Source organism: Alkalibacillus sp. S2W, from assembly GCF_046764385.1.
Classification (GTDB): domain Bacteria; phylum Bacillota; class Bacilli; order Bacillales; family Alkalibacillaceae; genus Alkalibacillus; species Alkalibacillus almallahensis.
On sequence record NZ_CP177234.1, the window covers coordinates 814,689 to 832,669 of the forward strand.

The 17,981-nt window shown below is 40.3% G+C and carries 19 protein-coding genes and 1 pseudogene; 16 read left to right on the forward strand and 4 right to left on the reverse strand.

Annotated elements, in window-relative coordinates:
• Positions 1-154: 154 nt before the first annotated feature.
• From ACKXGF_RS04395 to hemY, 4 genes are all read left to right on the forward strand, one after another.
• A complete protein-coding gene (locus tag ACKXGF_RS04395; RefSeq protein ID WP_411955021.1) occupies positions 155-2,299 on the forward strand; it encodes a transglycosylase domain-containing protein in 2,145 nt (714 codons plus the stop codon).
• A 101-nt stretch (positions 2,300-2,400) separates the two neighbouring features.
• Positions 2,401-3,432 carry a uroporphyrinogen decarboxylase gene (hemE, locus tag ACKXGF_RS04400; protein WP_167262751.1) on the forward strand — a complete coding sequence of 344 codons (1,032 nt, stop codon included), beginning with the start codon at positions 2,401-2,403 and terminating at the stop codon, positions 3,430-3,432.
• A gap of 17 nt (positions 3,433-3,449) precedes the next feature.
• Positions 3,450-4,379, forward strand: a complete 930-nt coding sequence (hemH, locus tag ACKXGF_RS04405; protein ID WP_411955556.1) for a ferrochelatase — start codon at positions 3,450-3,452, stop codon at positions 4,377-4,379.
• Positions 4,380-4,385: 6 nt separating this feature from the next.
• Positions 4,386-5,771: a protoporphyrinogen oxidase gene (hemY, locus tag ACKXGF_RS04410; RefSeq protein WP_411955022.1), complete on the forward strand. Its 1,386-nt coding sequence runs from the start codon at positions 4,386-4,388 to the stop codon at positions 5,769-5,771.
• A 229-nt stretch (positions 5,772-6,000) separates the two neighbouring features.
• On the opposite strand, the gene yhfH is transcribed toward hemY, so the two are convergent.
• Complete coding sequence (yhfH, locus tag ACKXGF_RS04415; protein ID WP_306976808.1) at positions 6,001-6,129, reverse strand: protein YhfH; 129 nt, start codon at positions 6,127-6,129, stop codon at positions 6,001-6,003.
• Positions 6,130-6,252: 123 nt separating this feature from the next.
• Here yhfH and ACKXGF_RS04420 point away from each other — a divergent pair, with 123 nt between their 5' ends.
• Together ACKXGF_RS04420 and ACKXGF_RS04425 are read left to right on the forward strand one after the other, a co-directional pair.
• The gene (locus tag ACKXGF_RS04420; protein ID WP_411955023.1) at positions 6,253-6,990 is read left to right on the forward strand and encodes an MBL fold metallo-hydrolase; all 738 of its coding nucleotides are present in this window, start codon (positions 6,253-6,255) and stop codon (positions 6,988-6,990) included.
• A gap of 51 nt (positions 6,991-7,041) precedes the next feature.
• Positions 7,042-8,049 carry a lipoate--protein ligase gene (locus tag ACKXGF_RS04425; protein WP_411955024.1) on the forward strand — a complete coding sequence of 336 codons (1,008 nt, stop codon included), beginning with the start codon at positions 7,042-7,044 and terminating at the stop codon, positions 8,047-8,049.
• Between the two features lie 105 nt (positions 8,050-8,154).
• Here the strand turns inward: ACKXGF_RS04425 and ACKXGF_RS04430 are convergent, their stop codons facing one another.
• Positions 8,155-8,685 (reverse strand): cupin domain-containing protein, encoded by a 531-nt coding sequence (locus ACKXGF_RS04430; RefSeq protein WP_411955025.1) that lies wholly within the window; start codon positions 8,683-8,685, stop codon positions 8,155-8,157.
• Positions 8,686-8,947: 262 nt separating this feature from the next.
• On the opposite strand from ACKXGF_RS04430, the gene ACKXGF_RS04435 reads away from it, so the two are divergent.
• The 8 genes and pseudogenes from ACKXGF_RS04435 to ACKXGF_RS04470 all read left to right on the forward strand — a co-directional run bounded on the left by ACKXGF_RS04435 (position 8,948) and on the right by ACKXGF_RS04470 (position 16,109).
• On the forward strand, positions 8,948-9,145 hold the full coding sequence (locus ACKXGF_RS04435; RefSeq protein ID WP_411955026.1) for a YwbE family protein: 198 nt from the start codon (positions 8,948-8,950) through the stop codon (positions 9,143-9,145).
• Between the two features lie 121 nt (positions 9,146-9,266).
• Complete coding sequence (locus tag ACKXGF_RS04440; protein WP_411955027.1) at positions 9,267-10,805, forward strand: fatty acid--CoA ligase family protein; 1,539 nt, start codon at positions 9,267-9,269, stop codon at positions 10,803-10,805.
• Positions 10,806-10,965: 160 nt separating this feature from the next.
• Positions 10,966-12,024: an ABC transporter substrate-binding protein gene (locus ACKXGF_RS04445; RefSeq protein ID WP_411955029.1), complete on the forward strand. Its 1,059-nt coding sequence runs from the start codon at positions 10,966-10,968 to the stop codon at positions 12,022-12,024.
• A 3-nt stretch (positions 12,025-12,027) separates the two neighbouring features.
• Positions 12,028-13,068, forward strand: coding sequence for an ABC transporter permease (locus tag ACKXGF_RS04450; RefSeq protein WP_411955030.1), 1,041 nt, complete (start codon positions 12,028-12,030; stop codon positions 13,066-13,068).
• On the forward strand, positions 13,043-13,840 hold the full coding sequence (locus tag ACKXGF_RS04455) for an ABC transporter ATP-binding protein (protein ID WP_411955031.1): 798 nt from the start codon (positions 13,043-13,045) through the stop codon (positions 13,838-13,840). Before ACKXGF_RS04450 ends, ACKXGF_RS04455 begins: the two co-directional genes overlap by 26 nt.
• 140 nt (positions 13,841-13,980) lie before the next feature.
• A complete protein-coding gene (locus ACKXGF_RS04460) occupies positions 13,981-15,342 on the forward strand; it encodes a TrkH family potassium uptake protein (RefSeq protein WP_411955032.1) in 1,362 nt (453 codons plus the stop codon).
• 43 nt (positions 15,343-15,385) lie between these two features.
• Positions 15,386-15,490: pseudogene (locus ACKXGF_RS04465) on the forward strand (ABC transporter ATP-binding protein); the annotation flags it as partial.
• A gap of 346 nt (positions 15,491-15,836) precedes the next feature.
• Positions 15,837-16,109, forward strand: a complete 273-nt coding sequence (locus ACKXGF_RS04470; RefSeq protein ID WP_411955033.1) for a hypothetical protein — start codon at positions 15,837-15,839, stop codon at positions 16,107-16,109.
• 64 nt (positions 16,110-16,173) lie between these two features.
• Here the strand turns inward: ACKXGF_RS04470 and ACKXGF_RS04475 are convergent, their stop codons facing one another.
• Complete coding sequence (locus ACKXGF_RS04475) at positions 16,174-16,488, reverse strand: hypothetical protein (protein ID WP_411955034.1); 315 nt, start codon at positions 16,486-16,488, stop codon at positions 16,174-16,176.
• A gap of 62 nt (positions 16,489-16,550) precedes the next feature.
• Between ACKXGF_RS04475 and ACKXGF_RS04480 the strand changes: the two genes are divergently transcribed.
• Positions 16,551-16,952 carry a hypothetical protein gene (locus ACKXGF_RS04480; RefSeq protein WP_411955035.1) on the forward strand — a complete coding sequence of 134 codons (402 nt, stop codon included), beginning with the start codon at positions 16,551-16,553 and terminating at the stop codon, positions 16,950-16,952.
• Between the two features lie 130 nt (positions 16,953-17,082).
• A complete protein-coding gene (locus ACKXGF_RS04485) occupies positions 17,083-17,325 on the forward strand; it encodes a hypothetical protein (RefSeq protein WP_411955036.1) in 243 nt (80 codons plus the stop codon).
• Between the two features lie 56 nt (positions 17,326-17,381).
• Here ACKXGF_RS04485 and ACKXGF_RS04490 read toward each other — a convergent pair whose 3' ends face one another.
• Entirely contained in the window at positions 17,382-17,936 is a 555-nt protein-coding gene (locus ACKXGF_RS04490; RefSeq protein WP_411955037.1) for a redoxin domain-containing protein, read from the reverse strand.
• Between the last annotated feature and the right edge of the window lie 45 nt (positions 17,937-17,981).

A 17,981-nucleotide genomic window follows, 5' to 3' on the forward strand; every position in this document is an offset into this window, starting at 1 on the left:
TATCTATAATTACAATACCCGAATAATATTTTTATTAAACAAGCTAGTTAAACCTGAACGTAAATCTTTTGTCGAAATTCGTCCACTATAATATAATAGTGTAGGGTTTTACCGAACTGAACAGAATAATAATTGAGGTGGCATTATGGCCGTTATGAATAAATTAAACCATTTCCTTGGTAAATGGCGTTACCTGGTTTATGGTGTGGTTCTCTTAGTGTTGTTAAGTTTGTTTGGTTACTTGGCCATTGTGCTAGGAGGTCGATTTGTTGTAGATGAAGAACATTTCGTTTTCGATGAATCGACGGTCTTAACAACCGAAAACGGAGAAGACATTATAAAATTATATGATGAAAATAGAACCTATGTCCCGCTGGATACGATGCCTGATCATGTGACTGAGGCCTTTTTAGCAATTGAAGATCACCGTTTCTATGATCATAATGGTGTTGATTTTTGGGCAGTAGGCCGTGCTGTTTGGCGTGACATAGCAACCATGAGTAAAGCAGAAGGTGCGAGCACAATCACGCAACAGCTTGTTAAAAATGTGTCCCTTACGAATGACCAGACTTGGATGCGTAAGACAAAAGAAGTCATGGGTGCGATTTATCTCGAACGACAACGGACAAAAGATGAAATATTAGAGTACTACTTAAATGAAATCTATTTCGGTAATGGCATTCATGGGATTGAAGAAGCGGCTCAAGCCTTTTATTCGAAATCTGTATCAGAATTAACCTTATCAGAAGGGGCAACACTTGCTGCGATGCCCAAAGCGCCTAATTATTACGATCCTAGTGAACATCCAGAGCGAGTTGAAGAACGTCGGGACGTTGTACTGAGTCAAATGGAGAATCATGGTATGCTTCAAGCAGAAGAAATGCGGCAAGCGCAAGGTCGTACGCTCGGTCTTGATGTAGGCGATACGGAATCAAAACCTGCCTCCAATAGTTACGTTGATCTCGTTCTGGACGAATTAGAACATGATTATCATTTGTCACGGGATGAAATATATACAGGTGGATATGAGATTACAGTTGGATTAGATCCTAGCATGCAAGAAACCGTGCATAGCCGCATGCAACAAGAGGACTATTTTCAGGGTTCTACTGATCAGGTAGAAGGTGCGACTGTTTTAGTCGATCAAACTAATGCTGTGATTCGAGCGGCTGTTGGTGGACGTGACCGTGAACAGGGTGATTTGAATCGTGTGCAAGTGAGGCGACAACCTGGTTCGACGTTTAAACCACTTGCTGTTTACGGGCCAGCTTTAGAAGAGAGTTTATACCATCCCTATAGTTTAATCCCTGATGAACAGAGAGATTATGATGGTTATAGTCCTGAAAATGTGGATGGTCAATATGCTGGTGAAGTGACGATCTATGATGCGTTAGTTCAATCGAAAAATGCACCAGCTGTTGCACTGTTAGATGAGCTTGGTATTACTCAAGGATTGTCTTATCTCGAGGACATTGGCTATTCAATTGAAGATAATGGCTTATCTGTTGCGCTTGGAGGTTTAGAGAAAGGTTTAACACCAATTGAATTGGCAGGCTTATATCGAAGCTTTGCTAATGAAGGGAGATATATTGAGCCTTACACCATTCTAGAAGTTAAGAATCGTCACGGTGAAATTATGGAGGCGCCAGATCGAAACAGCCAACAATTATTCTCACCACAGACGTCATGGAATCTAACGAGAATGCTTGAAGCTGTTGTAGAAGATGGGACGGCTAGTGGTGGTCAGTTTAACAAAGATTTAGCTGGTAAGACGGGCTCTACCCAGCATCCGCATGTGTCTGGTGGTGTAAAAGATGCCTGGTTTGTCGGATTTAATCCTGATTATGCCGTGGCAAGTTGGATTGGTTATGATGTCAGTAATGAAGAGAACTACTTAACAGCTGGTAGTCAGCTTGCTGTGTCATTGGTTGATGGTGTGATGTCTGACTTGGACCAATCGCATGACCTGACAGCATCATTCACGGTGCCTGAAGGTGTAGATGATTTAGAAGGCCCGATTCGACTGCCTCAAATTGATGACCTAGAAGCAAGTGTGTCTCTAGGGTTTTTGAGTGGTGTAGATGTCCAATTAACTTGGACTCATGACGATGATCGGGTGCGATTTGACGTATATCGCGTAAAAGGAGATCAGGTTGAAAAGATAGGTTCAGTCACAGGGGAAAATACCTATCAAGTCAATGATACCCAAATGTTTAACAATCCGTCATATTACGTGGTACCTGTGAACCCTTTAAACGGTTCAGAAGGCGACCCGTCTAACCGTGATCAAGCGTTCTAGATCAGAGTGAGGCAAATTGATGACAATTCAGTGCTGTTACTATACACACTGCGAAAATTGATTTATATTGTAACTAGATGGAATAATGAAGGGTGAGTCGAATGACGGAGTTCAACGATACGATTTTAAAAGCTTATCATGGTGAAAAAACGGACTACACGCCGTTATGGTTTATGCGCCAAGCGGGACGTTCGCAGCCAGAATACCGTAAACTGAAAGAAAAGTATTCTCTATTTGAAATTACGCATCAACCCGAATTGTGTGCGTATGTGACAGAACTGCCAGTGATCAACTACAACACAGACGCGGCTATTCTCTATAAAGATATCATGTCGCCACTTCCTCCAATGGGTGTTGATGTCGAAATTAAAAAAGGTGTCGGACCGGTGATTTATAATCCGATCCAATCGAAAATGGATGTCGACAAGTTAGATGATCTAAACCCAGAAGAAGATGTGTCATATGTTTTAGAAACGATTCGGATTTTGACGGAAGAGAAGTTGAATGTGCCGTTAATCGGCTTTAGTGGTGCACCGTTTACGTTAGCAAGCTATATGATTGAAGGCGGTCCGTCGAAACAGTACAATAAGACAAAGGCGATGATGTACGGGGATCCCGAGACATGGTTCGCATTAATGGACAAGCTTGGCGATATGATTATCACATATACGAAAGCACAGATCGCTTCAGGCGCTAAAGGTATTCAAATCTTTGATTCATGGGTCGGTGCTGTTAGTGCACAAGATTACCGCGTCTTTATTAAGCCAGTGATGGAGAAGATCTTTAATGCGCTAAAAGAAGAAGATGTGCCGACGATTTTATTCGGAATCGGCGCGAATCATTTGTTGCTTGAGTTTAATAGTCTACCATGTACGACAGTTGGCTTAGATTGGCGTACATCGATTACAGAAGCGCGTGATATGGGAATCACAAGTTCGCTTCAAGGAAACTTAGATCCAGCTGTGTTATTAGCAGATTGGGACGTCATCGAAAAGAGGACGAAAGCCATTTTAGATCAAGGAAAAGATATTCCAGGCTATGTGTTTAATCTAGGACATGGCGTTTTTCCAGAAGTGGATCCAGAAACGCTGAAACGCTTAGCGGCGTTTGTCCATGACTATACTTCAAAGTAAGAGGAGTTGAATGAATGATGGCAGAGAAAACAGTAGGACTACTCGTCATGGCGTATGGTACGCCTTACAAAGAAGAGGACTTAGAACGTTATTACACACATATTCGTAAAGGGAAGCGCCCGACCGATGAGATGATTGAAGATCTCCGTAGTCGTTATGAAGAGATTGGTGGCATTTCTCCATTGGCACGTATTACACGTGAACAAGGTGAATCGTTAGAAGCGAAACTGAATGCCGAACAAGATGATGTTGAATTCAAACTTTATCTCGGACTGAAACATATTGATCCGTTTATTGAAGACGCGGTTCAACAAATGGCAGAAGACGGCATTGATGAAGCAGTTAGTATTGTATTAGCGCCGCATTATTCGACGTTTAGTATTAAGTCTTATAATGGCCGAGCCCAAGAAGAAGCAGACAAGCATGGGATTCAGTTGACATCAGTTGTCGACTGGTACGATGAGCCTGGCTATATCGAATTTTGGGTTGAACAGATCAATAAAGTATACGGTCAAATGACAGAAGAAGAACGTCATAACGCATGCTTAATCGTCTCAGCGCATAGCTTGCCAACGAAGATTATCCAAGAAGGTGACCCTTATCCTGAGCAATTACAACGCACAGCGGATCTAATTGCTGAAGGTGCAGGCATCCAGGATTATGAAATTGGTTGGCAAAGTGAGGGGAATACGCCAGATCCATGGTTAGGCCCTGATGTGCAAGATCTAACACGCGATTTATTTGAACAAAAAGGATATACAACATTTGTTTACGCCCCTGTAGGTTTCGTAGCTGATCACTTAGAAGTGTTATATGACAATGACATCGAGTGTAAACAGGTATGTGATGAGGTAGGTGCATCCTATTATCGTCCAGAAATGCCAAATGCCAATCCGAAGTTTATTAACACACTATCTAAAGTCGTTCTCGATACGATGAAAGGGTAATGTCTTATGGCAGAGCGCAAACAAATTGCGATTATAGGCGGCGGGATAACGGGATTAACCGCCGCTTACTATTTGCAGAAGAATAATGTGGAAGCTGATGTCACACTGTTTGAAGCGTCTGATCAATTAGGTGGCAAAATTTCAACTATTGAACGTGATGGTTTTACGATTGAGCGTGGCCCGGATTCATTTTTAGAACGGAAAAAGACAGCGAAAACGTTAGCACAAGATTTAGGGTTAGGCGATCGACTCATTCGAAGCGCGACAGGAAAAGCGTTTATTTTATCTCAAGATGAGTTGCATCCCATGCCAGCTGGAGCTGTTATGGGTGTTCCTACGGATATGAAGACGTTCATGCAGTCAACGTTGTTTACGGCTTCAGGTAAATTGAATGCCTTAAAGGATTTCGTTACGAGTAGAACTGAGGTGGACGGCGATATTTCTGTTGGACACTTTTTCCGCCGCCGATTAGGTGATCAAGTGGTTGATCGTTTGATTCATCCACTGATTTCAGGAATTTATGCGGGCAATATTGATAATCTAAGCTTGAAAGCAACGTTCCCACATTTCTTACAGACGGAACAGAAATACGGCAGCTTGATTCGTGGCTTACAAAAAACAACGCCAAGCCAGCAAACGTCTGGCAAGAAACAAGGGATGTTTTTAACATTGGATGGCGGTTTGCAGACACTTGTGAACGGTTTGGCGGATGCGCTTGAGTGTGAGGTGCGGACGTCGACCCCGATAGAAAATGTGTCGAGGCAGGATGGTCGATATGTGATTGATGTTGAGGGAGAAGAGGATTCTTTTGAAGCGGATTATGTGATTGCGACAACCCCTCATGAAGTCACAGCTCAGATGTTTGCTGATGTGTCGTTTATGGACGATTTCCAACAGACGAAGAACACGTCAGTTGCGAATGTGGCGATCGCGTTTGACGAAGAGTCAGTGAAGAATTTGCCTGACGGAACAGGTTTTGTTGTGTCACGTAAAGAAGGCTACCGAATTACAGCATGTACATGGACGCATAAGAAGTGGCCACACACAACACCAGAAGGTTCGGTTCTCTTACGTGCTTATGTTGGAAAACCTGGTGATGAAGAGGTTCTTGAATTATCAGATGATGAAATTGCTGATTTAGTTATTGAAGATTTGAAGAAGATCATGACAATCGAAGGGGAACCTCGTTTTCATATCGTGACGCGCTGGTACAATGCGATGCCACAGTATACAGTTGGCCATTTAGATCGCGTCAAAAAACTAGAAACACAGCTAGACAATGAGTTGCCAGGCGTGTTTGTTATTGGCAATACCTATCGAGGCGTAGGATTACCTGATTGTATGGACCAAGCGATTCGTACAGTTAAAACAATCGAAACACTCGAATCCTAGCTTGGCTTGTTAATTTATTAAATCAGTTGAATTTATTAGATCATTCAACTGATTTATGAGATAAATGATGAGTAATTAAATAACTTCGGGAAGTTATTTAATTAATGGCTTGATTTTTGAAATAAATAGAGGCATTTATTTCAAAAGTTAAGCGTAAGCCCCTTATAACACATAAAAAAGTGCTCTAACGTGAATTAGAGCACTTTTTTAATAGATGGTTGCAGTTGGGTTACGAAATCGGGTCACATTTCTCACATTTGTTTGTGTAGCAATCAGCCTGTTCGTTCATGTCCCGTTTACAGACAGTACATTGCTTTTTCGGTAGGTTACGGAAAAATTGGACAGGTGACATTAACATGAAACGACCTCCTCAAGATTTTGAGTTTTTAGACAATTTCTTTATACTTATACTATACTGTATTAATACAGATTTGTGAACCGTATATCTGTTATATAACGAAAAATAGGAGGAAATACCTATATGAAATGGACGGCCATTGGAACTTGGGGAGCCTATCCTGAGGCAGAAAGTGCGACATCATGCTATTTAGTTGAAAAAGATGGTTTTTCAGTCGTCATTGACATGGGAAGTGGTGCGTTATCAAGACTGCAACAGTATATAACAGTAAATGAAATAGATGCGATTGTTATATCACATTTTCATCATGATCATGTGGCAGACATTGGTTCATTCCAATATGCCTGTCTTGTTAATGAACAGATCGGAACATTGAATGGACCCGTTCCAATCTATGCTGCTGCAGATGGTGATACAGATTTCGATGTGTTAGACCACGTAGCGACAGCTGGGCGTGGATACGATCCGAATAAACCATTACATCTCGGGCCGTTTACCTTTAAGTTTATGAAAACAAAACATCCTAAAACGTGTTATGCCATGCGCGTGACAGATGGTGAAACAACAGTTGTCTATACGGCTGACACAGCTTTTTTCCCTGAATTAACTGGCTTTGCGAAAGACGCTGACTTACTGATTGCGGAAAGCAGTTTTTACGACGGGATGGATGGGAGTGGTCCAGGCCATATGACGAGTACAGAATGTGGCAGATTAGCTGAGGATGCTGAGGTGAGAAGACTTTGGCTCACCCATTTACCCCATTTCGGGAAGTTAGCGGATTTGGTAAGTGAGGCTAAGACAGTTTATAATGGCGAGGTCGAGCTAGCGCGTGAAGGGTTATGTTTTAATTTGCGAAGATAGGCGAATTTGCTTATACTTTTAATAGATATATAAAATGAAGGGAGCTTCACCATGTTATATTTTATCGATAACCAAGGTAATAACGATCCTTATTTGAATTTAGCGATTGAAGAGTACGCTCTAAAACATTTGAACATTGATGATGATCAACAATATTTATTGTTTTACACGAATAGTCCTTCGATTATTATTGGTAAAAACCAAAACACAATCGAGGAGATTAACACTGATTTCGTCGACGAGCATGATATTACAGTCGTCCGTCGCCTATCAGGTGGTGGCGCCGTTTATCATGATTTAGGAAACATAAGTTTTAGCTTCTTAGCAAAAGACGAGGGCGATAATTTTACCAACTTCAAGAAGTTTACTCAGCCAGTAGTGGACGCGCTTCAACAACTTGGAGTTAATGCCGAATTGTCCGGTCGTAATGACATTACAGTAGATGGTCGGAAAATTTCAGGTAACGCTCAGTTTACGACGAAAGGGCGCATGTTTAGCCACGGAACGCTCTTATTTGATTCTGAAATTGAAAAAGTGGTTCGTTCATTACGCGTGAAATCCGAGAAAATCCGTTCTAAAGGAATTAAGTCGATCCGTAGTCGTGTAGCGAATATCTCGGAATTTCTTGAAGACGATATAACGCTTGAAGACTTTAGACAATTGCTATTGAAATATATCTTTGATGTAGAAGATTTGAATGACGTACCAGAGTACAAGTTGACAGAAGATGATTGGGCTAAGATCCGTGAGATTTCAGAAGCACGTTATCAGCGTTGGGACTGGAATTACGGAAAATCACCTGCATTTAACATCCAGCATACAAAACGTGTGGAAGGTGTCGGCTCGTATGATGTCCGTTTAGACGTGAAGAAAGGCGTTATTCAGGATGTAAATATCTTTGGTGACTTCTTTGGAATTGGTGAAGTGAGCGAAGTAGAAGATGCCCTTAAAGGCGTTCGCTATGACCGCGCGGCGATTGAAGAAGCGTTACGTGACATCGATGTTCAGCATTATTTAGGTAAAATTCCAGACGAAGAATTTATGGCATTAGTTTATTAAGATTAAATGGTAGGAAAACCCCGCCAGCGCACTGGCGGGGTTTTCGATTATATAAGATTGTTAGACAATGTTAAGACATTGTCTAACAATCGGTCCAATTAACCATTATGAGTGGTGGTTCATCGCGTCTTGCTTTGTTTCGTGAACGGTGCCACGTGGGTGTTCAGGTGGAGCATAAATCGAATACAATTTAAGTGGTGAACGTCCAATATTTGTTAAGTTATGCCATTTGCCAGCCGGAATAAAAATGGCATCATTGTCACGAACTTCGCGTTCGAAATTCGGTCGGTCTCGGTGGTCGCCCATTTGAACTAGGCCGCGTCCACCTTCAATGCGAACAAATTGGTCATGGTTTTGGTGACGTTCTAAGCCAATATCATCCCCTGGTGCAATGCTCATCAGGGTCAATTGTAAATACTCACCCGTCCATAGTGCCCGTCGGTAATAAGGATTCATCATTGTCGCGCGTTCTATATTGACGACATATGGATTTGGTCCGTAGTCAACACGGTCTTGTGGCGGTTGCCAACCTCCGCCTGGTTGATTATTCCAGCCTGATCCCCATCCTTGTTGATTTGGGCCGCCCCAGTCTTGCTGGTTGAATCGAAAATCATAATAATTCGGGTCAAAATACATATTATGCTAAACTCCTTTCTAGATCGTCTCTTGTTTAACCTATGCACATGTCTTGGCGAAAGGGATAGAAATTGGAGAGAATAGGCGAGTGTAGCAGTGGTGATTTGGCGAGGAGAAGCATGTTATGTGACAAAGTTACTCTTTTATTTAACAAATAATCGATATTGTTTAACATTTATGATAGATTGTTTGACACAGTTCTAAGATTATCAAACAAAGTTGCAAGATTGTCTAACAATCTTGTTGAGGAGGAGGTGTTATGATGAGTGGACAAAAACGTGAAGCGATTAAACCAGGAGCTAAGGTCGACATCGTCTTAAAACAGGATCAACGTTCAGGCAAATTAACCCGCGGTGTGGTAAAAGATCTTTTAACCAAATCAGCATCCCATCCACACGGGATAAAAGTTCGTTTAGAAGACGGCCAAGTCGGGCGAGTAAAAAACATCATCACAGATTAGTTTTAACTTGCTTAGATAACCGAAATAATTTATAATAAATTCAGACAATTTAATGAATGATTATTCATTAAACATTGTGCCCAAGATTGAAAGGGCTTACATATCTAAGGGAGGTTGCAAGATGAATTTAAGTGATCAACTATCATTAACCGCAAAAGATCATCTATCGAAACCGGCTTATATTTTCAATGGGGAAGCGACAGACTACAAGACATTAGAGGGTTCTGTGACGAAATTCGCCTCAAGTCTTGAATCTCTAGGCTACCAAAAAGGAGACCACGTCGCGCTAGTCGTCGGCAACACACCTCATTTCGTGATTGGCTTATACGGTGCGCTCCGCCTCGGGTTAACTGTCGTCCCAGTGAATCCACTTTATACAGGGAATGAACTATCTTATATTTTGAATAATGGTGATGTTAAAGGGGTTATCACGCTTGATGTCTTGCTTGAAAAATTTGAAGCAATCGATGACCAACTGAACATCAAAGATTATATTGTCGGAGAAACCGATCCACAACTTAGAGATCGCCAGTCACCACTAGAAAATAAAATGCACTCTTTCATGAATCTCGTGCAATCAGGCAGTTTAGAATTCAATCGTCCAACGTTAGACGATGATGATACCGCCGTCATTCTTTATACGTCAGGGACAACGGGCAAGCCTAAAGGCGCAATGCTCACACATAAAAACTTATACTCAAACGCAAAGGATACAGGCAACTACCTTAAAATTGACGAAAATGACCGCGTGATCGCAGCATTACCGATGTTCCACGTGTTCTGTCTAACCGTTGCACTGAACGCACCATTAGTCAGCGGTTCAACAGTATTAATTGTGCCTCAGTTCTCACCAGAAACAGTGTTTAACATCACGCGTGAGCATAGTGCAACTGTGTTTGCTGGGGTGCCGACGATGTACAACTATTTACTCCAATATCCTAATGAAGATGAAAAAGACTTCTCAAATATCCGTCTCTGCATCTCGGGTGGTGCATCGATGCCTGTCGCATTATTAGAGAAGTTCGAACAACATTTCGACGTGCAAGTGTCAGAAGGTTATGGTTTATCTGAAGCTTCACCCGTGACAGCATTTAACCCACTTGATCGTCCACGCAAAGCTGGTTCAATCGGCACGGATATTACAAATGTGACGAATAAAGTCGTCGATCAAAATGGTGAAGAAGTGCCCCGTGGAGAAGTCGGTGAACTTGTTGTACAAGGGCCTAACGTCATGAAAGGTTATTACAAGATGCCTGAAGAAACACAAGCCTCGATCAAAGATGGTTGGCTTTACACAGGAGACATGGCACAACAAGATGATGAAGGGTATTTCTATATTGTTGACCGCAAAAAAGATCTAATCTTAGTCGGCGGTTATAATGTCTATCCGCGTGAAGTCGAAGAGGTGCTCTACAGTCATGACAATATTACCGAGGTCGCTGTAATCGGTGTTCCAGATGAGAACTTAGGAGAAGCGGTTGTCGCCTTTGTTGTCTCAAATAATCCAGAACTAACCGAAGCAGAATTACGTGAATTAAGCGAGGCCCAACTTGCTAAATACAAACAACCGAAACAAATTAACTTCTTAGATGAATTACCAAAAAATACAACCGGTAAAATTTTAAGACGAAGCTTACGTGACCACGTCGCAACAAATTAATAAAGGAAGCGTTTACACGGATTCTCTGGCTAATCAAGCTAGAGAATCTTTTTTATATTAAGGGTTGATTTTCCCCAGGCGCTCTCATATAATGATAAACAATATTCCGAAAATCTTTAACACATCAAAGCGTGTATGCAAAAAAGGGGAGAGCTAATTTATGAAGCGTTTATTGTTAATGGTAGTGATGGTCAGCACCTTAAGTTTAATTGTCGCGTGTGGTGGCGACAGTGAGTCAAACAGTGACTCAAGTGATAGTGAATCGAATGGAGGTAGCTCTGAAGAAAGTTCAGGTAACAGTGGCGTATCGGAAGAAGAAGCCGATTATGTTGTCGGGGTCTCACAAATTGTTGAGCACCCGTCACTCGACCGAGCAACAGAAGGGTTCCAAGATGCACTTGATGAAGCAGGCTTAAAAGTATCATACGATGTATCCTTAGCTCAAGGCGATAATCAAAACGCGCAACTGATCGCTGAACAATTTGTCAGTGATGAAGTTGATTTAATCTTCGGCAATTCCACACCGAGCGCCCAATCAGCCGTCAATGAAACAAGTGATATTCCGATTGTTTTCACATCTGTAACCGATCCAGTTGGTTCAGAGTTAGTCGAGTCGATGGATAATCCAGGAGGTAATGTGACAGGTACAGCCGATTCCCATCCAGAATCTGTTCCGAAAACAGTTGAGCTTATTAAAGACATGGGCAACGAATCAATTGGCCTTATTTATAACTCGGGTGAACAAAACTCCGTAACACAAGTTGAAAACGTGAAAAGTGTTGCAAGCGAGCATGATCTCACAACAGAAGAAGCAACGGTTTCCTCCTCATCAGAAGTCATGCAAGCCGCTCAATCATTAGCAGGAGATGTTGATACGTTCTTAATCGTGACAGATAACACGGTCGTTAGCGCACTAGAGTCCGTCTTATCCGTCGCACAAGAAAATGACGTTCCTGTATTTGCAAGTGAACTAGATTCTGTATCACGCGGGGCGTTTGCTGGATTTGGTTTCGATTATTACGATATCGGTTATGAAGCAGGCGAAAAAGCCGTTAAAATTTTACAAGATGACGCCAACCCTGGTGACATCGAAGCCAATTATCCACAAAATCTCATGCTCCACATTAACGAAGATGCTGCAAGCGAAATGGGCGTAGAGTTAACAGATGACTTAGAAGAACGAGCAGCGGAGATTGTGTCAACGGAAGAAGGTGAGTAAGTCATGTTACAAGCATTATACGGTGCAGTTGAATCAGGATTAATTTACGCGTTAATGGCATTAGGTGTCTATATATCCTTTCGATTGCTTGATTTTCCAGACTTAACGGTGGATGGCTCCTTTGTGACAGGGGGAGCTGTAACCTCAGTCATGGTCGTGAGTGGTGTCGATCCATTTACCGCGACTTTAGCTGGCGCAGCGGTCGGTTTTGTCGTCGGTTGTATTACGGGGATTCTGCACACGAAAGGCAATATTAATCCGTTATTAGCGGGTATTTTGATGATGGTCGCCCTTTATTCGATTAACTTGCGGATTATGGGTCAGCCGAATATACCACTTTTAAATGAAACGACTGTATTTACGGTGGTGGAAAATTGGTGGCAAGCACTCAACTTGCAAGGAATCGTCATGGCACCGTTTGAAGCGCTTGGCATTGCCGCTTACGTTCCGAGTTCATTAGATGTGCTTGTTGCTGCAACCATTCTTATGGTCATTGTGAAAAAATTACTCGATTTCTTCTTACGTACAGAAGCGGGTACGACATTGCGCGCAACAGGTGATAACCAGACAATGGTACGCAGTTTCTCAGCAAATACGAACGTCTATATTGTCGTTGGCATGGGCGTATCTAACATGCTTGTCGCCTTCAGTGGATCGATGGTAGTCCAACATAACGGATTCGCAGACATCAACTTAGGCGTAGGTATGATCATTATTGGTCTTGCTTCTGTGATTATTGGTGAAGTGCTCTTTAGTTTTGGCTCGGATAAAATTGTTCGTACGACACTTGCAGTCATCTTAGGTGCCATTGTATACCGCATGATTTATGCGATTGCTCTTCAAGTTGATTTCTTAGAGGCAAGTGATATGAAACTCATTACAGCACTAATTGTTGTCGCAGCGCTCGTCGTCCCGAATTGGCTCGGTCAAACGAATGCGAAACAGCAATATAAAAAATCGAAAGCAAACGCAGCAAAACAAGAAGCACGTCAAGCTGATGCGGAAGGGGAGAGAGGCCATGTTACAGCTCAATCAGATTCATAAAACGTTCTACCCGAATACGCCAGATGAACGCCAAGCGCTCGTCGATTTGCATCAAGAACTTTCAGGCGGTGATGTCGTCACAATTATCGGCAGTAACGGGGCTGGTAAATCGACACTGTTAAACACGATCGCTGGCTCGATTGTGCCTGATGAAGGCGATGTCGTCATTGACGGAAACGACGTCACGAGGCTTTCCGAACAGAAGCGCGCAGCCTATATCGGCCGCGTCTTCCAAGATCCGAAAGCAGGCACAGCACCAGGCATGACAATTGAGGAAAACATGATGATTTCACTCGGCCGCACGAAACGACGCAGTCTATTCCGTGGCGTGACAAAACAACTACGCCAACAATTTCGCGAGCACTTAGCGACACTCGAAATCGGTCTCGAAAATCGTTTGAACACGAAAGTCGGCTTATTATCTGGTGGTGAGCGACAAGCGTTGTCACTCTTAATGGCAACCTTTACCGAACCAAAGATTCTCCTTCTCGATGAACACACAGCAGCGCTTGACCCGTCGAAAGAAGAATTGATTTTACGCTTAACCCGCGATTTAGTCGAACACCATCAACTGACGACCGTCATGGTCACACACCAAATGGAGCAAGCGATCGCATTCGGCAATCGCCTCTGGATGATGGATGAAGGCAAAGTCATTTTCGAAGCCAATGACGAGGCGAAACAAGACCTAACAGTAGAAGACCTCCTCGATCAGTTCCAAGCGATTCGCGGCAAGAAAATGGCAAACGATCGTGCGTTGTTAACGAAATAGGAAATATGAACGTCCGGCTAGGGTTAGTCGGGCGTTTTTCATGTTTCAGACCGAAATGATTCATCAAATTTTAATCAATTGTTGATTTTTAGCTCACCAAGTGATTTACTATCTATATAGAATCAGAGGAGGTGAGGGGGTTGTTTTCTAAAATATTTAAGATTACCCAACTATCAACTATAAGATTAATCGTTCTATTTTATGGATTTGCAGTGCTGTTAGCTATGGCAGTATTAGCGCTCCCCATCTTTCAAAATGAAGGTGTTAATTTATCTTTCATCGATTTACTATTTACGGCAGTTAGTGCTATCAGTGTTACTGGATTAACAGTGGTCTCAACTGCAGAAACCTTTAATGCTGCAGGTAGTATTGCTTTGGCCTTCTTATTACAATTTGGTGGCATTGGAATAATGACACTTAGTACTTTAATTTGGGTCTTGTTTAAAAAGAAAATTGGGATTAAAGGCAGAGAGCTAATCAAGATCGATCAAAATAGAGCCACATTAGGCGGCCTAGTAAATTTACTATTAAATGTGTTTAAAATTATCTTAATTATTGAACTTATTGGTACAGTTGTATTAGGCACATATTTCTTGCAGTATTTTGATACATGGCAAGAAGCCTTCTTACAAGGTTTTTTTGGATCAGTTAGTGCTACGACTAATGCCGGTTTTGATATCACAGGTTCCTCGCTAATACCATTTGCAAACGATTACTTTGTACAGTTTGTGAATATGTTGTTAATTATTTTGGGGGCAATAGGTTTTCCTGTCTTAATAGAAGTGCGCGATTTATTATTAAGTAAAAAAGAAGACGTTAATCCAAAGTACAACTTTTCGCTATTTACTAAAATAACGACGGCTACTTTTTTAGCTTTAGTCCTAATAGGTTGGGTCTTAATAATATATTTAGAGAGAAATGGGACATTTTTCAGTGATAAAGCTTGGCATGAGGTTCTATTTTATGGTTTGTTTCAAAGTATCACAACAAGAAGTGCCGGACTATCGACCATGGATGTAAGTGAATTTACCGACTCAACTTTGACGATGATTTCTGCACTCATGTTTATCGGTGCTTCTCCGAGTAGTGTTGGAGGAGGTATTAGAACAACAACATTTGCTCTTATGCTCATTGCTATATTTAATTATGCTAAAGGACGACAATCGATAAAAGTATTTGGTCGGGAAATTGATAATATCGATGTCATGCGCTCATTCGTGGTTATCAATACAGCGACTATCTTATGTTTGTTTGCTGTTATTACACTTGCTCAAATTGAAGATTTTTTATTACTACCTATCGTTTTTGAAGTTTCATCTGCTTTTGGAACAACTGGCTTATCAATGGGAATCACTGCAGATTTAAGTACTGCAGGTAAATGCATTATTATCTTCTTAATGTTTGTTGGTAGGATTGGCATATTTTCATTTTTATTTTTACTAAGAGGTAAAGTAACAAAAGACAGATATCATTATCCAAAAGAAAGAATTACGATTGGGTGATAAGTGATTAAGTCATAGTCCTTCTAATTAAAGCAATGAATAAGAATTGATTTTACGCTTAACCCGCGATTTAGTCGAGCGCCATCAACTGACAACCGTCATGGTCACACACCAAATGGAGCAAGCGATCGCATTCGGCAATCGCCTCTGAATCAGTTCCAAGCCATTCGAGGCAAGAAAATGACCAACGATCGTGCATTGTTAACGAAATAAGAAATGTGAACGTCCGACTAGGGTTAGTCGGGCGTTTTTTGATGTGTTTTTTCTTTAAAAGATGTGTTAATGAAGAAAAGGGGAAGAAGAGGTGTCTTGAGGCCTTTATCATTGGAAATGTATCATAGAATTATCACTAATTATAAATCCTCTTTAGATGCGAGTATTAGGTATAGAATTTAATTTTCGAATAGTGAAAAATTTAAGATTATCAAAAATTGAAAATTATGTTAGGATTTGTTTCAAAGTAATGACTGTTTTAGATGAGAGGATGATTTAAATTGATTCCAAAAAGTTTAAGAAAAATTGGGTTTTATGTTAGCCCTGCTATAAGTTTAATTGCTATTCTGGTCGGTTTTGTTATAATAATTGCTTTTGTTTACTTGTATAACACAAGGTCTGACTTAGGAGTTCAATATTATGTGGTATTAATCCTTTTAGAATTTTGGACGATCAATATGTCATTAAAACACTGGGGAGATGGATTTAAAAAGTTAAAAAGATATAAAAGACATGCAAGGCGGGTGAAAGCAGCAAGGGAGCATGGACGTTAAGGTTTTTTTAATGTTTTTATGAACAGTCACGCTCTATGTCTCTATTAGAAAACTTTCACATAGGTTATGCATCTTTCTCGTTATTTTGCCATTTTACATAATTGTAAATTAAGTCTATGATCACTGCACAAAAGAAAACAATGCCAATAATTAAATATACTTTAGATGCTAAATTAGTTGACCAATATAAAAAAAGTAATAAAATGCAAGCAAAAGGAAGCATCCACAGATTTCGTATAAACCTTCTTCTGTAAGTTAATTTATGATAAATAAAAACAAAACCTTTATCTTGCTTATCTACATCCTTATACATGTGTGACATCACTAAGCTAACAATTAAAGATACTGAAACAATGATAATAAAGGTTACAATATTCATACGATTCCCCTTCCATTATAATCATTCGGGTCAAATATTAATTAAACAGGAGGTGTTAAACAATGGGAAAAACTGAAGGAATAGAGAGCAGGCGTGATTTCTTGGTTTTGTCTGTTCTTATTTATTTTATATCTGTTTCAGAACTACTGGGTCATTTTTGGTTACTTCTTATAAGTGGGACAATAGCCATTTATTTAATTGGATATGTTTGGAACCCATTTAATGAAGAGGAAAATACCCATGATTCTATTACTGGATTGATTTCATTGTTCTTATTAATGGCTTCTGCTATTCAGGGCAAATCTTTTTTATTTATTTCAAGTCTGATTATAACAGTTTTTATGCTTAATTTTGTGTGGAGTATATCAAGAAAAGGAAATAAATCTTTTAAGATATCATTGAACGGATTGTTAGCGATCCTTTTTATAACTGTTGTTGCAACTATATACAGAGCTTTGGTTTAATAATGAAGATGTTGAAAAGGACCATTGGAAGCAGTTCAGCTTTGGGTTACACTATCATGGTTGATCGTTGTAAAAACTTCCCCTTCGTTTTATAATAGATTTAGAATAAAACGTCGAGGAGTGTCTGATTATGACTGATGAACAAATGAACACCATCATGCAAGCGATTAAAGAGTTATCTGATGGACAAAAGGAACTATCTGATAATCAAAATGAATTATTTAAGGGCCAAAAACAACTAATTGATAACCAAAAGGAAATCAATGATCGATTAACACGAATAGAAGAAAAAATGGAATTTATTCAGCACAAGTTAATTGAGCATGATGAACAAATTTATACGCTACGAAAAAAGCATATAACTTCTCAATAATAAATCTATAAAATAATCCACCAATTATTCAGCATGTTTTATCCAAAGACGCTCGTTTAGTCAGACGGTAATATTTCGTTTACTAATACATGAAGTTGTTCCTCGCTAAGCTCTCCTAAATAGTGACTTTCCATTGAACCATCAGGATTTATAAAATAGGTAGTCGGTAAATTCATAACCATATAATCTTCCATGACTTGTCCATCATTTAATAAAATAGGAAAATCAATCTCAGGAAAACCTTCCAAAAAATCTGTGATTGTATCTTCTGATTCATCTACATTGATGGCGATAACCACTAAACCATCTTCTTTATATCGTTCATATACTTTTTGAATTGCGGGCATCTCGTTTCGGCATGGCTTGCACCAACTAGCCCAAAAGTTCACGACTACACCTTTACCTTGCAGTTCGTTTAACTCTAGTGAACCATCATCAAGTTTATTTAGCTTAAAATTTGGAGCTGAATCTTCGTCGAATTCAGAGTTAGTGTGGCCTTCTGTTATTTCTGCGGGTGATGTTGAATCAAATACTTCGAAATGGTCTATGATGACGATTGCCAAAGCAGAAATGAGTGCTATAGAAATTATAATTTGTAATACCCTCTTCATAATTTGTTCCCCTTATTTTTCAAAATAAAAAAGGTAATCTACTAT

Bases quoted from the DNA above. Each gene is read 5' to 3' on its own strand.
- ACKXGF_RS04455 (WP_411955031.1), top strand. From the start codon at position 13,043: ATGTTACAGCTCAATCAGATTCATAAAACGTTCTACCCGAATACGCCA.
- ACKXGF_RS04395 (WP_411955021.1), top strand. From the start codon at position 155: ATGAATAAATTAAACCATTTCCTTGGTAAATGGCGTTACCTGGTTTAT.
- yhfH (WP_306976808.1), bottom strand. From the start codon at position 6,129: ATGTTAATGTCACCTGTCCAATTTTTCCGTAACCTACCGAAAAAGCAA.
- ACKXGF_RS04420 (WP_411955023.1), top strand. From the start codon at position 6,253: ATGAAATGGACGGCCATTGGAACTTGGGGAGCCTATCCTGAGGCAGAA.
- ACKXGF_RS04490 (WP_411955037.1), bottom strand. From the start codon at position 17,936: ATGAAGAGGGTATTACAAATTATAATTTCTATAGCACTCATTTCTGCT.
- ACKXGF_RS04445 (WP_411955029.1), top strand. From the start codon at position 10,966: ATGAAGCGTTTATTGTTAATGGTAGTGATGGTCAGCACCTTAAGTTTA.
- ACKXGF_RS04430 (WP_411955025.1), bottom strand. From the start codon at position 8,685: ATGTATTTTGACCCGAATTATTATGATTTTCGATTCAACCAGCAAGAC.
- ACKXGF_RS04425 (WP_411955024.1), top strand. From the start codon at position 7,042: ATGTTATATTTTATCGATAACCAAGGTAATAACGATCCTTATTTGAAT.
- hemY (WP_411955022.1), top strand. From the start codon at position 4,386: ATGGCAGAGCGCAAACAAATTGCGATTATAGGCGGCGGGATAACGGGA.
- ACKXGF_RS04440 (WP_411955027.1), top strand. From the start codon at position 9,267: ATGAATTTAAGTGATCAACTATCATTAACCGCAAAAGATCATCTATCG.
- ACKXGF_RS04485 (WP_411955036.1), top strand. From the start codon at position 17,083: ATGACTGATGAACAAATGAACACCATCATGCAAGCGATTAAAGAGTTA.
- ACKXGF_RS04475 (WP_411955034.1), bottom strand. From the start codon at position 16,488: ATGAATATTGTAACCTTTATTATCATTGTTTCAGTATCTTTAATTGTT.
- ACKXGF_RS04480 (WP_411955035.1), top strand. From the start codon at position 16,551: ATGGGAAAAACTGAAGGAATAGAGAGCAGGCGTGATTTCTTGGTTTTG.
- ACKXGF_RS04450 (WP_411955030.1), top strand. From the start codon at position 12,028: ATGTTACAAGCATTATACGGTGCAGTTGAATCAGGATTAATTTACGCG.
- ACKXGF_RS04435 (WP_411955026.1), top strand. From the start codon at position 8,948: ATGAGTGGACAAAAACGTGAAGCGATTAAACCAGGAGCTAAGGTCGAC.
- hemH (WP_411955556.1), top strand. From the start codon at position 3,450: ATGGCAGAGAAAACAGTAGGACTACTCGTCATGGCGTATGGTACGCCT.
- hemE (WP_167262751.1), top strand. From the start codon at position 2,401: ATGACGGAGTTCAACGATACGATTTTAAAAGCTTATCATGGTGAAAAA.